The following is a 15,347-nucleotide window of genomic DNA, read 5'->3' as shown; positions in this document are numbered from 1 at the left end:
AGTCTTCCATCCATGACCGCACAGTTCTTCAAGAAACCCGTCAATACGCAGAACCAGATTCTGAAGCCGACGGACCCGTTCAACATCCACCCGCTGCTGCAGCATCAGTCGGCGGCGCTGGATGCCGACCGCGATGATTATCGTCACGCCATCGACCTGCTGATCGACAATCTGATCAATATCGAGGACACGTCGGGGGAGTTTCTGCTGCGTCTGACGGACGGTCGTGTAATCGATACCAAGGCCTGGCACGGCTTTGAATGGACGCAGGGCGTCGGCCTGTACGGCATGTACAAGGTCTGGGAGATGACCGGCGATAAAAAAGCCTGGGACATCATGATCAACTGGTTCGAGGACCGGTTCAAGGAAGGCTCGCCGTCGCGTAATATCAATACGGTCGCGCCGTTCCTGACGCTGGCCTATTTGTTCGAGCGCACGGGCGACCGCCGCTATCTGCCGTATCTGGATGTGTGGGCCGAGTGGGTCTACAACGAACTTCCGCGTACGGAAGAAGGCGGCTTCCAGCACATCGTCTATAACAGCGTCAACAACCAGCAGCTCTGGGACGATACGCTGATGATGTCGGTGGTGCCGCTGGCCAAGATCGGCCTGTTGCTCAACCGCCCGCACTATGTCGAAGAAGCCAAGCGCCAGTTCCTTATCCACATCAAGTACCTGACCGACCGCAAAACCGGCCTGTGGTTCCACGGCTGGACCTTCGACGGCCGTCACAACTTCGCCAACGCCCTGTGGGGCCGCGGCAATTCGTGGGTGACGATCGTTATTCCGGAATTCATCGAACTGCTGAACCTGCCCAAGGACGACGCCTTCCGCATGTTCCTCGTCGAGACGCTGGAAGCGCAGGTCAAAGCCCTTGCGAAAGTTCAGGCTCCGTCGGGCCTGTGGCGCACCATCCTCGACGACGAGACGTCTTATGAAGAAGCCGCCGCTTCGGCCGGTTTCGCCTACGGCATCCTCAAGGCCGTGCGCAAGGGCTACATCTCGAAGGAATACGAGGCCGTGGGCATTAAGGGCGCCAAGGCCGTCCGCGCGCACATCAACGGCGCGGGCGAACTGACCCAGGTGTCGTTCGGTACGCCGGTGTTCAATTCCATTCAGGAATACAAGGACATTCCGCTGACCTCGATGCCGTTCGGTCAGGCCATGGCGCTGCTGACCATGGGCGAGTTTCTGTACCGGTTTATTTAAGGATCATCCCTCCCTGCATATCGGGGAGGGGGGACCACGAAGTGACAAGTCTGAATGACTTGCCGCGACACCTCCCCCGCTGCGCAGGGGAGGAGGATTTTGGGAGTGAAACGATATGGCCGAAGCGGCTCAGGTGCGTAAACCAAGCTGGATCAACTACTGGGGGTGGGGTTCGGGCGACATGCTCGGCGCCGGGGCTCAGGCGGTGATCACCGGCTGGCTGTTCTATTTCTTCACCACCTTCTGCAGCCTGACGGCGGTGGAAGCGGGTCTGATCCTCGGCCTGCCGCGTCTGCTGGAGGCCATTACCTGCCCGTTGATCGGCTATATTTCTGACAATCTGCGCCATACCTGGGTGGGGCGTAAGATCGGCCGTCGCAAGATATTCCTGCTGATCACCATACCGCTGCTTCCGTCCTTCGCGCTGATCTTTGTAACGGGCCAGACCTTCTGGTACTATCTGGCGGTCTTCATCTTCTTCGAGCTTCTCTACACTATGTTCCTGATCCCGTGGGAAACTCTCGCGGCGGAAATGACCAAGGATTACAAGGAGAAAGCCAAGTTTGCCGGCGCGCGCATGATCATCGCGCAATCATCGGCCATCGCGGCCTCAGCGCTTCCGGCTATTCTGATCAACCTGCTGGGTGGGAAGGATTCGCCGCACACCTTTTTCATCATGGCGGCTATCTTCGGCGTGCTGTTCTCGCTGGTGGTTATTCTGGTGGTCATTTTCTCGTGGGAGCGTCCGTATACGGAAGACGAAAAGCTGATCCAGCCGCAGCCCTTCAATGCCGCCGCCGCGCTGATGATTCCGGTCAACATGTTCCGTGACCTGTTCTCTACGCTCAAGCTGCGCGCCTTTCGTCAGCACCTGTCGATCTATCTGGGGGGCTACCTGTCGCAGGACATCTTCAATACGGCTTTTCCGATCTTCGTTGCCACGGTTCTGGCGGCGGGCACCGTCTTCACCAAGAATGAAACGACGACCCTGATATCGGGCATGATGACGCTGATGTACATTGCCCAACTCGTTTCTGTGATCGTAGCTATTCAGGTGGTGATCAAGACCGGTCCGACTCTGGCTTATCGCATCGCCATCAGTTTCGTCATCGCTGCGCTGATCCTGTTTCTGGCTTTCTACTTCACCGCCCCCGCCGGGTTTGCCTCTGGCCTGAACGGCATCAATGGCGATCTGTTTGCCGCCTTCAGTCAGTCTAGTCTCGGCCTGATTTTCTGGCTGTTTGTGCCGATCATTCTCGCCGGTCTCGGTCGCGGGACGCTGAACTTCGTGCCGTGGTCGGTCTATAACTATCTGCCTGACATCGACGAAGCCGTTACCGGTCAGCGTCGCGAAGGCATCTTCGCCGGGGTCATGACGCTGGTGCGCAAGGTGGCGCAATCGGGCGCCATCGTCGTCACCGGTTGGGTCATCAACCAGGGCGGTTACGTGCCGCAGCCCAAGGATCAGGCCGATCTGATCCAGCAGACGCCGGAAGCCATCCATACGATCGTTATGCTGCTGGTCGGCGGCCCGATCCTCGTCATGGTGCTGGGCATGATTATCTCGTGGCGCTTCGGTCTGAACGTCAAATCGCACGGCGTTCTGGTGCACGAGGTCGAGCGTCTGCGTGCCGGCGAAACTCAGCCGGAATCCGAAGAGAGCCGCAAGGTGGTCGAAGACCTCACCGGCTTCAGCTTCGAAAACCTGTGGGGCCGCTACAAGCGCTGATCTGCATACGGACGCCACAAAAAACCCCGCTTTGAGGAAGCGGGGTTTCATTTTTAAGATATTGGCCTAGCGCACCGCCACCTTTTGCCTGAGCAGGAACCACGTCACCGCATCGAACAGGGCGGCGTTCGACGCGTCGATGACATTGGGGCTGACTCCCAGCGTGTGCCAGGCGTGACCCTCCGCATCGCGGCTCTCGATCACCACCCGCGTCAGGGCGGCTGTGGCGTCCGACGGCGTCAGGATGCGCACCTTATAGTCCGACAGGTGCATGGCCTTGAGTTCCGGATAGTGCGGCGTCAGGGCCTTGCGCAGGGCTTCGTCCAGCGCATTGACTGGACCGTTGCCTTCGGCCACCGTCATCACGGTTTCGCCAGCGACCGACAGCTTGACCGTGGCTTCCGCCATCGTGTCCTGAGCGCCAGAGGCCTCGACGCGGCATTCGTTCAGCGCGCGGTAGCTCAGCAGTTCGTAATAGCGCGGCAACTGCCCCAGAAGCCCGCGGGCCAGAAGCTCGAACGAGGCGCTGGCGTCTTCATAGGCATAGCCCATGGCCTCGCGATCCTTGACGATACGCACAAGGTCACTGACGCGTTCATCGTCGGCGGCAACCTCGATACCCATCTGCTCCAGACGGTTGAGGACATTGGCGCGGCCTGCCTTGTCCGAGACGAGGATCAGGCGCGTATTGCCGACCAGAGCCGGGTCGATATGTTCGTACGACCGGCTGTCGCGCGCCATCGCTGACACATGCAGCCCGCCCTTGTGCGCGAAGGCGCTTTTTCCGACATAGGCGGCGTGGCGGTTCGGCACGCGGTTCAGCCGGTCGTCGATCAGGCGCGACAGCGAGCCGATCTCTTTAAGCTGTTCCATCGACACGCCGGTCTCATAGCCCATTTTGAGCATCAGGGTCGGGATCAGCGCGATCAGATTGGCATTGCCGCAGCGTTCGCCGATGCCGTTGATCGTGCCCTGGATCTGACGCACCCCGGCTTCGACAGCGGCCAGCGAATTGGCTACGGCCTGCTCGGTGTCGTTATGGCAGTGGATGCCCAGCTTGGCGTCGGGCAGGGCGGCCTTCACGTCTGAGACGATGCGATAGATTTCCGACGGCATCGAGCCGCCATTGGTGTCGCACAGGATAATCCATTCGGCCCCGGCCTCATGGGCGGCCTTGACGGCCTCCAGCGCGTAGGCGGGGTTGGCCTTGTAACCGTCGAAGAAGTGTTCGGCGTCGAAATGCGCCTCGCGACCCTGCGCGATCATGTGCGTCAGCGAGTCGCCGATCATCTTGAGGTTTTCGGCAGTGCTGATCTTCAGCGCCGTTTCGACCTGCCAGTCCCAGCTCTTGCCAACGAGGCAGACCGCGGGCGTATTGGCGTTGAGGATGTCCTGAAGGCCCGGATCGTTCGATGCCGACCGCCCGGCGCGCCGCGTCATGCCGAAGGCCGAGACGCGGGCGAAGCGCGTCTTTGGCGCCTGCGCGAAAAAAGCGTCATCCGTGGGGTTGGCGCCCGGCCAGCCGCCTTCGATATAGTCGATGCCGAAAGCGTCGAGCGCCTGGGCGATCGCCAGCTTGTCGGCAACGGTGAAGTCGATTCCCTGAGCCTGCGACCCATCGCGCAGGGTGGAGTCATAAAGATAGATACGCTCGGCCATGGCTCAGCTATAGCCTGCCCCCGGCGGCGTCAATAAAATTCCCGTATACCGATGATGGGCATAGCTCTAAATACCTGAAAAGACACATTTCGTTGCGATCCAAACCAAATGCGCGGCCCCGACGAGGGAGCGCCTAATACGGTTTGTTAACCATGTTTAGACACAGTGAAGGCCTTCGCCGAGGACACGTCCATGCGCAGCACCGCCAGAGTTCAGTTCACCCCGCCCGCGCCTGCGCACGACTGGCTCCCCGTCGCGCGGCCGCATATGCCGCCGGCTTCGGCCATCGCCCCCTATCTCGATCACATCGATGCCTCGCGGCACTATTCCAATTTCGGCCCGCTGGTGTGCGAACTGGAAAAGCGGCTGGCCGAGCGTCTCGGTCCTGACGCCCATGCGGTGACCGCGTCGAGCGGCACGTCGGCGCTGCTGCTGGCTTTGATGGCGCTGAACCTGCCCAAGGGCTCGGTCTGCGCCCTACCGTCCTGGACCTTCGTGGCCACGGCTCATGCGGTGCTGGCGGCGGGTCTGACGCCGTGGTTTATCGATGTCGATGCGGAAACGGCCATGCTCGATCCGCAGATGTGTCAGACCGTTCTGTCTCGTGCCCCCGGCGAGGTACGCGCCCTTATCCCGGTCTGCGCGCACGGCGCGCCGCTGGATGTCGAGGGATGGGCTCAGTTTCAGGCCCGGACCGGCGTCAGGGTCGTCGTCGATGCCGCCGCCGCGCATGACAGCCTGACCGAAGCGCCGTTTCCCATGGCCGTCAGTGTGCACGCCACCAAGTCGCTGGGGGTGGGCGAGGGCGGTTATATCGTCTGCCCGAATGCGGATTTCGCGCTGAGGGTGCGCATGTTGTCGAGCTTCGGTTTTAACGGCACGCGCGAATCGCAGATGGTCGCGCTGAACGCCAAGATGAGCGAATACGCGGCGGCTGTGGCCCTGTCGGCTATGGACAACTGGGCTTCGACGCGGCTTCTGTATCAGCAGACGGCGTTCAAGCTGCGCATCGCGCTGAAGGATGTGCCGCAGGTTCAGTTCCAGGAGGGCTGGGGCCTGCGCTGGGTGTCGAGCGTTTGCGTGGTGCGGGTGCCTCAAGAGGCCCTGATGCCGCTGATTGCTTTCCTGAAAAGCCATCATATCGACAGCCGCCAATGGTGGGGCGATGGTTGTCACACTTCGCGAGCGTTTACGGATATTCTACGCGACACCCTTCCGAACACGGAGCATCTGGCGGCCACCACTCTTGGTTTGCCCTATTGCGCGACCATGGACGACGCTCAGGTGGCGCGCCTGACCGGCCTGCTGCAGTCGTTTTTCCAAGACGCATGAGCGGGTTTTTGCCCGGAGTACATCCTTATGCCGATCCCTTCTACGTCGAAGCGCTAGGCCCGACGGAGGGACAGGCGCTATGGGTGCCGGACTGGGGCTCGGCGTGCCTGAAACGTCCGATAGCGGGCGGTGGATATGATGCGGTCGGCAGCTATCCTCTCACCCCTTTGAGCGTCTCAGCCGATCTGGCAGCCGGTCTGACGCAATTGCAGGCAGAGGGCCTGATCAGTGTCGTTATGGTGCCCGATCCTTTGCATCGGCTGCCACTGCAGGTCCTGTCGCGGCATTTTTCGCATTGGACCGAATTCAAAACGCATCTGCTGATTGACGGGCCCTATGCCCCCAGCCGTCACCATCGCGAGCGCATTCGCCGGGGTTATCGTCGTTGCCAGATAATGCAGGGCCGGCTGTCGCCCTGGCTCGACGATTGGAAACGTCTCTATGCGAGGTTGGTCGCGCACCGCGGCATTACGGGTATGGCCGATTTTCGCGCACCCTACTTCGACCGACTGGCGGCCATACCGGGCCTGTCGGCTTTTACCGCTTCCGTGGACGGACAAATCGTCGGCATGACACTGTGGTTTGCGCAGGACGGCGTGGTCTATAACCACCTGACGGCCTGCGATGAAACGGGCTACGCCAACAGTGCCGCCTTCGCGCTTTACGACGCCGCCATCACGGCCTTTGCCGGGCAGGGCGTGATAAATCTGGGCGGAGGCTCAGGCGCTTCCGGGGCGGACGGCGGCGGGCTGTTTGCCTTCAAGCAGGGCTTTGCCAATGCCGAGATCACGGCGCATATTTGCGGCCAAATCCTCGATGCCGAAGCCTATGCCCGCCTTAGCGCCGGCAAACCGCCGGGTTTTTTCCCCGCTTATCGCGGTTAGGCTATCGGGTGCAGACCGCGAAGATACTGGAACACAGGGTCGGTTGAATCTGCCCCAGCTTGTAGCAGCCCTCGATATAGTTCATGTCGATGATCCCGGCTTCCAGAGCCTTATCCATCTGGAAGTTGGCCAGGCCCTTGAACAGGATGCCGCCGGCGTGCAGCACGCTCAGGCCGGCATCGCGCAGGTCGCGGTTCAGCGTGTCAAACGAATAGGTGCGACGATGGCCGTGGGTCCATTCGCCCGGCGTGACGGCATTGTTGTGCGTGATCAGCCCCATATAGACGGCAATCTGACGCGACGGGGCGTCGGCATTGGGCACAAGGACAAATAGCCGCCCCTCGGCGGTCAGCCATTCGCGAATACGCGCCAGCACCTCGACCGAATTGTCGATATGCTCCAGCGTATTGATCAGGAAGATGGTGTCGTAAAGCTGTCCGGGTTCCAGGTCTTCGAATACCGACTGAATGAAACGCACATTGCCCTGTACGCGTGACCGCGCGACATCCAGCGCTTCGGAAGAGGCCTCGACGACCGTCAGATCATCGAAATAACGCACCAGTTCCAGCGTCGAATCGCCTTCATAACACCCCAGCTCCAGTGCCGGCCCGGGCCCGAAAAACGGCTCGAATGCGCGCATCATGTACTGGCGCACGATGCCGTCGAAATCATAATTGTACTTCTTATCGGTCAGAGATCGGGCTTCCTGATTGAAGTCGCGTGTCGGCATGTCGGTTATCCCTGATTTCCGTGATAGAGGCGGTCCGGCGCCGGTCTGTACCATTCGTCCAGCGTCGTCGGCACCCGTGAATTATAACCCAGGACCTGCCTTGTCTGTTCGCTCAAGGTCCGGCCGTGGTCTTCGCCAAGCAGACGGGCATAGTCCATCTGCGGCTTGATGAAGGCGGGGCCATAGCTGAGTGTCAAGGCCACGCGCGGGCTCTCTGTGCGGTTCAGCCCGCCGCGATGCCAGAGGTAGGAGTTGAATAGGACCACGCTGCCGGCCTTGCCCGTCAGGCGCTCGAAACCGGCGTCGAATTCAGCCTCGGATGGCATTTCCGCCCGGCGGTGCGAACCCGACAGCACGTGTGTCGCACCGTTCTCTTCGGTGAAGTCATCCAGCATGACCAGTACGTTCATGCGCATATTGTAGGCGGGAATGAAAGTGCGCACGTCGCGGTGAATATTGTGCACATAGTTGCGTCGCGCCGGGAAACCGCCGACCGGATTGCAGGCGTGGAGAATATAGGGCGCACCTGAGAAGAACTGTTGGAAATGGGCATCGAATAGGTGGCTGTCGATGAAGGCGTCGATGGAATCGCCCGCGCCGATCGAGTGGTGGGCCGTGCCGTCGCCATCGGCATTTATGCCGTTGCGCATCTGATAACCACGGCAGATATCGACCCATTTCAGGCAGTCTTCGCGCAGGGCCTGCACCGTCTCGACCGGCAGCAGATCCGGAAATAGCGACCACCCCTGTTCGTCCAGTTCGGTAGCGAAAATGTCTGCGGGTTTGAGACCAGTCATACGGGGTTTCGGCGAATCACAGGGTTGACATTACAGTATAAAATCGAAGCGCGTGCGGTTTACGCGCCATTCCTCAGCCGTCTGTCTCCACAGATCGACCGTCGTATCGACATAGGGTTCCGGTAGCTTGACGGGGCCTTCGCGGCGCGAGCCCAGCCGCGTCGCCAGACGCGCCGATTCGTCGTTACGCGGATCGATAGTGTGCACCACTGCGTCCAGCCCCAGTTGGGTGAACGCAAACTCTGTGGCCATTGCCGTGGCTTCCAACGCCAGCCCCTTGCCCCACCAGTCCGGCAACAGGCCCCAGCCGACCTCGACGCCGGGCCAGTCATAAGGCCGAATAGGGCCGCCACGGCCGATCCATTGTCCGGAAGCCTTCTCGATGATGCTGAACATGGCGAAGCCGTCCATCTGCCACAACCCGGCCATGTAGCGCATCGAGCGCCAGGCTATGGCCGGCCCGGAAGGCCCACCGAGATAGGTCATAACGCGCGCATCCGCATGGAAGGTTTTGAATCCCTCGAAATCTTCGGCTGCAGGCGGGCGCAGGATCAGGCGCGGGCTTTCCAGAACTGGTCCGATCCCGTTCATGACGCCAGGCTGCCCAGCGCTCTGTCTGCGAACGCCCACTGCGCGCGTTCGTGCATTTTGCGGAAGACCTCTTCCAGCCTGCGGGTAAAGCCCGCTTCGTCGCGAAGCGCCGAGGCTTCGAAGCCCGGCCGGGTGCGCGCCCGGATTTCCGTCAACGCCTCGATATTATGCGCCAGCGCCACGGCACGCGCCACATAGTCGTCCCAGCTTCTGGCCACCAGTTCAGGCAGGCCCGAAACGGCCACGACCTGAATACCGACGCGCGAATAGAAGTCGTCGCCCGCCAGAGTGAGGACCGGCACGCCATTGGCCACAGCGTCGCAACTGGTCGTGCCTCCGGGGCAGGGCGACGGGTCGAGCATCAGGTCGATACGCTGGTACGACTCGGCGTATTCTATACCCTTTGAATGACCTTCGAAAAGGATCCGCCCGTCGTCCACGCCATAGGCCGCGAAGCGGGCGCGGAACGTGCGTTGTACGATGGGGTCCAGGAAGTAGTTGTACTTCATGAGCAGCACCGCGTCTGGCTTACTGATCAGGATGCGCGCCCAGGCGGCGACGCTTTCGTTGCTGATTTTGGCGGGGTGATTGAAGCATCCGAAGGTAACGAAACCATTGGTAAGAGCGGGGGGCGGCACATCGGGCAGGCGCTGCATGGTCGGACGATAAGGGATGGTGATGTCACCCATCGACCAGACGGTTTCGGTAAACAGTTCTGCCGTGCCGGGCGCGTCCATCGAGTCCGAGTGCAGAACATAATCCATTTGCGACAGACCGGTGGTCTGAACGAAGTTTATCCATGCCACCTGCACCGGCGCGGCGCGGCGCGCGAAAATACCGAGACGGCTGCCGGCCGTATGCCCCCAGGTGTCGATCAATATGTCCTGAGCGTCTTTGCGGATCAGTTCAGCGGCGTCGGTGTCGTTGAGATGCCCGATGGAGACCATGCGGTTACACGGCAATGGCGTCTCTGTATTAGTATCTGCCGTGTACAGAGTAATTTCGATAAAATCCGGATCGTGATTTTTCAAAATCGGCAGGATGAACTGGTAAAGCTGGGTTTTCGAGAAGTTAGGCGCGACATATGCAACCTTCAGGCGTCGGCCGTCCAGCGACCGGGGCGCTATGCGCTCAGCCGCTTCGAAATCTGCAAAATTCCTAGCCCAGGCGCGCGCTTCGGAGGCGTAGCGCTGCACGCCGTTGGGCACATGGAACAGCGAATAGAGATAAAACTGCGCCACGTTGGCGGCGGGGTGGGCATTGTAGGCGGCGGCGAAGGCTTCGTTGGCTTCGACGGCGCGGCCCTGATGTTGCAGCGAGAGGGCGTAGCGCACCAGCATGTCGGGCGTGCGGATACCGAGGTCGCGCGCGCGCTTTCCGAAGACCGAGGCCAGACCCACATAGTGGCTGGCGTAGCAGGTCTCGAACAGTTGCTGATCGTAAGCGGCATCGCGGTCGAAGCGGGCGACATCCACCTCGATGCCGGGCATCAGTTCGATGCCGTGCAGCAGGACGGCAGTGTCTATGGCCTTGCGCGCCATTTCGTCGTCACCGGCGCACAGTGCGGCGCTGTAGACCCAGTACCAGACTTCGAAGGAATGCGGGTTTTCGTCGGCCAGCGTCCGAAAGGCTCTCAGCGCCGTGGCGCCGATGCCGTCCTGCAAGGCGTCCTTGCCCTGATTGAACAGGTGCGTCACGCGTTCCAGAACGGCGGGATCTACGGCGCTCATGATTTACTCCACCGGCGGGGACGTCTTTGCAGACGTTAGGCCGCGCCGGTGAAGGAATCATTAACCATATCCATTGGCCATTACAGCGTCAGGCCCAGACGGTAGAGGCGGTTGGCATTGCCGGCGAACATGGCCCGGCGTTCGTCGTCGGAAAAGTCCTTCGTCACCGCGTCGAACGACTCCATGATGGTCTTGTAGTCCGAGAACAGCTTGTCGGTCGGCACGTCGGAAGCGAACATCACGCGGTCGGTGCCGAAGATGTCGATGACAGTCAGCACCAGCGGACGGATCGAGTCCGTCGTCCATTGGCGATCGGCGAAGCCCATGCCGGAAATCTTGACCGAGACATTGGGCTGAGCCGCGAGTGCCCTCAACCCGGCTTCCCAGCGGCTCAGGTGGCCGTCACCGTCATCGACCGGCATACCCGCGTGGTTGAGCATTATCGGAATATCCGGATGCTTTGCCGCCAGCGCCGCCGAGGCCGCCATCTGGTTTTCGTAGATTTGCAGGTCGAAGGACAGGCCGTACTTGGCCAGCAGCGCATAGCCTGCTTGCCACTGCGGGTCGTCGAGCAGATTGGCGGGCGTGTAGCTGAAATAGCGGTTGGGGTGCCAGTTGAGAATGTGGCGGATGCCGCGCACGGCGGAGTAGCGCGTGTGGGCTTCCAGCAGGGCTTCAACCTTCGGATCGTTCAGGCCGGCAAAGGCGACGATGGCAGTAGGCAGACCGGTCTGTTCATGCAGCTTCTGCAGCCACTCGGTTTCGGCCAGGGCATCATCGGCGTGCGCACCGGCGTCGATATGCACCGTGCCGCGCACGTCAAAGCCGGTGGCGTCGGTCTGGTAATGCGAGGGGAGGTAGGTCTGGGCGATGGCTTCGGTCGAGCCGTTAACGCCGGAATCGTCGAACGGAGCCGAGAGCCAGCCGTAACGCAGATGATCGAGATCCCACAGGTGGATATGGGCGTCGATAAAGGGGAGTTTGGTCATGAGCATTCCTCCGTATTTATCCTCCCTTGCGAAGCGGGGGAGGTGGCGCGGCGTTCGCCGAAAGGCGAAGTCCGCGACGGAGGGGGCATGGCTGGAGGGTTGGCCCCCTCCGTCATCGACGCGCCCTCAAGAAGGGCTTGCGATGCCACCTCCCCCGCTTGCGCAGGGGAGGAGGATTTTTAGTTTAGTAGGTCGTGCGACCGCCCGACGTATCGAACACCGAAGCCGTTGTGAACGAGCACTCTTCCGACGCCATGAAGCAGACCATCGCTGCCGATTCATCGACAATGCCCAGACGTCCCATCGGGATTTTCGAGCGCATGTAGTCGACCTGGCTCTGCGGCAGTTGCGCCAGGATCGGCGACTCGAACGTAGCCGGGGTCAGGGCGTTGACGATGATGCCCTTGGTGGCCAGTTCCTTGCCGAGGCTCTTGGTGAAGCCGATCACGCCCGCCTTGGACGCCGAGTAGGCCGAGGCGTTGGGATTGCCTTCCTTGCCCGCCACCGAAGCGACGTTGACGATGCGGCCATAGCCGTTTTCGAGCATGAAGGGGATGATCTCACGGTTGCAGTAGAACAGGCCGTTGAGATTGATATCCATGACCTTAAGCCACGAATCGACCGGGAATTCCCACACCGGCACGGTTGCGCCGGTGATGCCCGCCGAAGCGACCAGAATGTCGATCTTGCCGAGGATTTCAGCCGACTTCTTAGCCGCGGCCGAAACCTCTTCCAGCTTCGACACGTCCAGAGCCACAAAACCGGCGGCGCCGATTTCCTTGGCCGTGGCTTCGAGCATTTCGGCGTTCAGGTCCCACAGGACGACCTTGCCGCCTTCGGCGATGATGCGAGCGGCGGCAGCCTTACCGAGGCCACCGGCGGCGCCGGTGATGACGGCGCAGCGATCGTTAAAACGTCCAGCGTATGCCATTAGTCGATGATCTCCTGATTTTCGAGCGAGAACGGCACGACGGTCTGGCGCTGCTCGCCGAGGCCGGAGATGCCGAGGTGCATGGTGTCACCGGCATTCAGATAGATGGCGTTCGGCTTCTTGCCTTCGCCGACGCCCGGAGGCGTGCCGGTGATGACCAGATCGCCCGGTTGCAGGGTGATGAAGCGCGAGATGTAGCTGATGCAGTGGGCGACGTTGAAAATCAGGGTCTTCGTGTTGCCGGTCTGCATGCGCTGGCCGTTGACGTTGAGGAACATGTCGAGGTTATGCACGTCACCGATCTCTTCCGGCGTGACCAGCCACGGGCCGGTCGGGCAGAAGGTGTCGCAGCCCTTACCCTTGACCCACTGCGTGCCGCGTTCTTTCTGGAAGGCGCGCTCGGACACGTCGTTGACCAGCACGTAGCCGGCGACGTGGTTCAGCGCGTCGGATTCTTCGACGTAACGGCAGGTCTTACCGATGATCAGGCCCAACTCGACTTCCCAGTCCATCTTGGTCGCATCGCGCGGCTTCATCACGTCGTCATTCGGGCCGGTCAGCGAGGTGACGGCCTTGGTGAAGAAGATGGGCTCAGGCGGCACCGGCAGGTTCGACTCGGCGGCGTGGTCGGCATAGTTGAGGCCGACGGCGATGATCTTGCCGATCTTGTTGACCGGCACGCCGAAGCGTTGCTCGCCTTCGACGACCGGCAGGGCGGCGACGTCGGTGGCCTTCAGGCCGGCCAGCTTCGACAGGCGGACTTCTTCGGGGGTGATGTCGGCAACGACCGAGGACAGGTCGCGCAGCTTGCCTTCGGCGTCGATCACGCCGGGTTTTTCCTGACCCTTCGGGCCAAAACGGACGAGTTTCATTTAAAGTATTCCTTTGCGAAATTCCCCCTCATCCGGCCCTTTCGGGCCACCTTCTCCCTCAAGGGAGAAGGGTAGATAAAAAAGCCCCCTCTCCCTTGAGGGAGAGGGTTGGGGTGAGGGGGCCTGTCTCTTAGTGTTCGTACGGACGGAAGAGCTTTACTTCCGGGTTCAGTTCCACACCGAAGCCCGGCTTGTCGAGCGCGGTCACCTTCAGGCGACCGTTTTCCGGCACCGGCTCGCCCAGCAACTGCGGATGGAACATCGGCGCGACGTGGTCGGCCTTCGGCGCCATCATCAGGAACTCGGCGAACGGCGAGTTGTGACGCGTAATGACGAAGTGATAGCTATAGACCGACGAACCGTGCGGCACGACCAGCGCGCCGTGCGCATCAGCCAGAGCCGAGATCTTCAGAAGCTCGGTCACGCCGCCGCACCAGCCCACATCCGGCTGGATGATGTCGCAGCAACCCATTTCGAGCAGCATCTTGAAGCCCCAGCGCGTCGATTCGTGCTCGCCCGTGGTGACCAGCATACCGGCGGGAACGTTCTTCTTGAGCTGCTGATAGCCCCAGTAGTCGTCCGGATTGATGGCTTCTTCGATCCACTTCAGACCGTACTCGTGGCACTTGTGCGCCAGACGGGTGGCGTAGTTGACGTCGAGCGCCATCCAGCAGTCGTACATCAGCCAGAAGTCTTCGCCGACCTTCGAGCGCATGTCGGCGACCAGCTCGACATTCTTCTTGAGGCCTTCGTCGCCTTCGATCGGGCCGTGATACAGCGGCATCTTGCCGCCGATAAAGCCCATGTCCTTGGCGAGGTCCGGACGCGCGCCGGTGGCGTAGAATTGCAGTTCGTCGCGCACCGCGCCGCCCAGCATGTGATAGACCGGCTCCTGACGCAGCTTGCCCATCAGGTCCCACAGCGCCAGGTCGACGCCCGAAATGGCGTTCACGACCAGGCCCTTGCGGCCGTAATATTGCGAGCCGAAATACATCTGATCCCAGATGCGCTCGTACTCGAACGGGTTGCGGCCTTCGAGGAAGCGGGCGAAGTGCTTTTCGACCATGTAGCAGGCGGGCTCGCCGCCGGTGGTTACGGCAAAGCCAACCGTGCCGTCATCGGCCTCGATCTCGACCACCAGCGTGCCCAGCACGTTGATGCCGAAGCTCTTGCGGCTCTGGCGGTATTCCGGATAGCGCCCCATGGAGGTGGCGATGTGATTGTCGATCCAGTGACCTTCGCCCTGATCGTGATAATCGGCGCCGCCGCCGCCCTCGCCACCTTTGATGACGTAAGCGCGCACGTGCTTGATCTTGGGGTAACCCATGTTGAAGCCTTTTTAACCCTGCGTGTCGAAATGCGGTCCGGAAGCCCGGAGGTGATCGATTTGTGGTGCAAATGATCAATAATGAGCATAAATGCGATTGCCAATCGATTTATTCCAATATATGAAATTAAGCCAAGGCTTATCAAGCAAAAAACGTCAGACGTGAACGCAGAAACGTCGAATCCGGGCATGAACGCAAATACGATTACAGCAGATACCAAGCGTGAGAAACCTGGCGGCAGCCAGACCCTTGTCCGTGGGCTGATGATCGTAGAGGCGGTGGCCTCCGGACGCGGCACGTTGAACGAGATCGCCGAGACCGCCGGGTTGGCGCGCTCGACGGCCTATCGTCTGGCCTCGACCCTTGTCGAGCAGGGCTATCTGAGCGTGGCCCCGCGCGACGCCAGCGGCGGCGGCTACCGCCTGGGGCCTAAATTCATCCGCCTGTCCCAGCAGGCGATAAACCCATAAGCGGCCAAAAACTATTGGCCAAAAAATTATTGGCCAAAAAATTATTGGATGGAAACGGGGGGCGTTTCGCGCTTCCAGTCAGAGAGAAGAGACAGA

General features: G+C 60.9%; 14 protein-coding genes. 5 read left to right on the top strand and 9 right to left on the bottom strand.

The genetic code is table 11. The features are described from left to right. Nucleotides 1-12 precede the first annotated feature (12 nt). Nucleotides 13-1,209, top strand: coding sequence for a glycoside hydrolase family 105 protein (locus LH365_RS13045; RefSeq protein ID WP_226744066.1), 1,197 nt, complete (start codon nucleotides 13-15; stop codon nucleotides 1,207-1,209). Between the two features lie 115 nt (nucleotides 1,210-1,324). Further along, nucleotides 1,325-2,938 (top strand): MFS transporter, encoded by a 1,614-nt coding sequence (locus LH365_RS13040; RefSeq protein WP_226744065.1) that lies wholly within the window; start codon nucleotides 1,325-1,327, stop codon nucleotides 2,936-2,938. Between the two features lie 66 nt (nucleotides 2,939-3,004). On the opposite strand, the gene cimA is transcribed toward LH365_RS13040, so the two are convergent. After that, nucleotides 3,005-4,597 (bottom strand): citramalate synthase, encoded by a 1,593-nt coding sequence (gene cimA / locus LH365_RS13035; RefSeq protein ID WP_226744064.1) that lies wholly within the window; start codon nucleotides 4,595-4,597, stop codon nucleotides 3,005-3,007. A 192-nt stretch (nucleotides 4,598-4,789) separates the two neighbouring features. On the opposite strand from cimA, the gene LH365_RS13030 reads away from it, so the two are divergent. Together LH365_RS13030 and LH365_RS13025 are read left to right on the top strand one after the other, a co-directional pair. Further along, on the top strand, nucleotides 4,790-5,929 hold the full coding sequence (locus LH365_RS13030; RefSeq protein ID WP_226744063.1) for an aminotransferase class I/II-fold pyridoxal phosphate-dependent enzyme: 1,140 nt from the start codon (nucleotides 4,790-4,792) through the stop codon (nucleotides 5,927-5,929). A gap of 8 nt (nucleotides 5,930-5,937) precedes the next feature. Next, the gene (locus LH365_RS13025) at nucleotides 5,938-6,813 is read left to right on the top strand and encodes a GNAT family N-acetyltransferase (RefSeq protein ID WP_226744062.1); all 876 of its coding nucleotides are present in this window, start codon (nucleotides 5,938-5,940) and stop codon (nucleotides 6,811-6,813) included. A gap of 1 nt (nucleotide 6,814) precedes the next feature. On the opposite strand, the gene LH365_RS13020 is transcribed toward LH365_RS13025, so the two are convergent. The 8 genes from LH365_RS13020 to rhmD form a co-directional block, all read right to left on the bottom strand. Continuing rightward, nucleotides 6,815-7,543 (bottom strand): bifunctional 2-polyprenyl-6-hydroxyphenol methylase/3-demethylubiquinol 3-O-methyltransferase UbiG, encoded by a 729-nt coding sequence (locus LH365_RS13020; RefSeq protein WP_226744061.1) that lies wholly within the window; start codon nucleotides 7,541-7,543, stop codon nucleotides 6,815-6,817. A 5-nt stretch (nucleotides 7,544-7,548) separates the two neighbouring features. Next, nucleotides 7,549-8,340, bottom strand: a complete 792-nt coding sequence (locus LH365_RS13015) for a phytanoyl-CoA dioxygenase family protein (RefSeq protein WP_226744060.1) — start codon at nucleotides 8,338-8,340, stop codon at nucleotides 7,549-7,551. 30 nt (nucleotides 8,341-8,370) lie between these two features. After that, nucleotides 8,371-8,931, bottom strand: a complete 561-nt coding sequence (locus tag LH365_RS13010; RefSeq protein ID WP_226744059.1) for a GNAT family N-acetyltransferase — start codon at nucleotides 8,929-8,931, stop codon at nucleotides 8,371-8,373. Continuing rightward, nucleotides 8,928-10,661, bottom strand: coding sequence for a hypothetical protein (locus LH365_RS13005; protein WP_226744058.1), 1,734 nt, complete (start codon nucleotides 10,659-10,661; stop codon nucleotides 8,928-8,930). The genes LH365_RS13010 and LH365_RS13005 overlap by 4 nt, the downstream gene beginning before the upstream one ends. A gap of 80 nt (nucleotides 10,662-10,741) precedes the next feature. Beyond that, nucleotides 10,742-11,650 carry an amidohydrolase gene (locus LH365_RS13000; protein WP_226744057.1) on the bottom strand — a complete coding sequence of 303 codons (909 nt, stop codon included), beginning with the start codon at nucleotides 11,648-11,650 and terminating at the stop codon, nucleotides 10,742-10,744. Between the two features lie 184 nt (nucleotides 11,651-11,834). Continuing rightward, nucleotides 11,835-12,581: an SDR family NAD(P)-dependent oxidoreductase gene (locus tag LH365_RS12995; protein WP_226744056.1), complete on the bottom strand. Its 747-nt coding sequence runs from the start codon at nucleotides 12,579-12,581 to the stop codon at nucleotides 11,835-11,837. Next, nucleotides 12,581-13,453, bottom strand: coding sequence for a fumarylacetoacetate hydrolase family protein (locus tag LH365_RS12990; protein ID WP_226744055.1), 873 nt, complete (start codon nucleotides 13,451-13,453; stop codon nucleotides 12,581-12,583). The genes LH365_RS12995 and LH365_RS12990 overlap by 1 nt, the downstream gene beginning before the upstream one ends. A gap of 130 nt (nucleotides 13,454-13,583) precedes the next feature. Beyond that, nucleotides 13,584-14,780 carry an L-rhamnonate dehydratase gene (rhmD, locus tag LH365_RS12985; protein WP_226744054.1) on the bottom strand — a complete coding sequence of 399 codons (1,197 nt, stop codon included), beginning with the start codon at nucleotides 14,778-14,780 and terminating at the stop codon, nucleotides 13,584-13,586. A gap of 189 nt (nucleotides 14,781-14,969) precedes the next feature. On the opposite strand from rhmD, the gene LH365_RS12980 reads away from it, so the two are divergent. Further along, nucleotides 14,970-15,251 carry a helix-turn-helix domain-containing protein gene (locus LH365_RS12980; protein ID WP_226744053.1) on the top strand — a complete coding sequence of 94 codons (282 nt, stop codon included), beginning with the start codon at nucleotides 14,970-14,972 and terminating at the stop codon, nucleotides 15,249-15,251. The last annotated feature ends 96 nt before the right edge of the window (nucleotides 15,252-15,347 follow it).

The organism is Asticcacaulis sp. AND118 (assembly GCF_020535245.1).
Taxonomy (GTDB): domain Bacteria; phylum Pseudomonadota; class Alphaproteobacteria; order Caulobacterales; family Caulobacteraceae; genus Asticcacaulis.
Note: the sequence above shows the minus strand (reverse complement) of the source record. Positions and strands in the feature narration are given on the sequence as shown.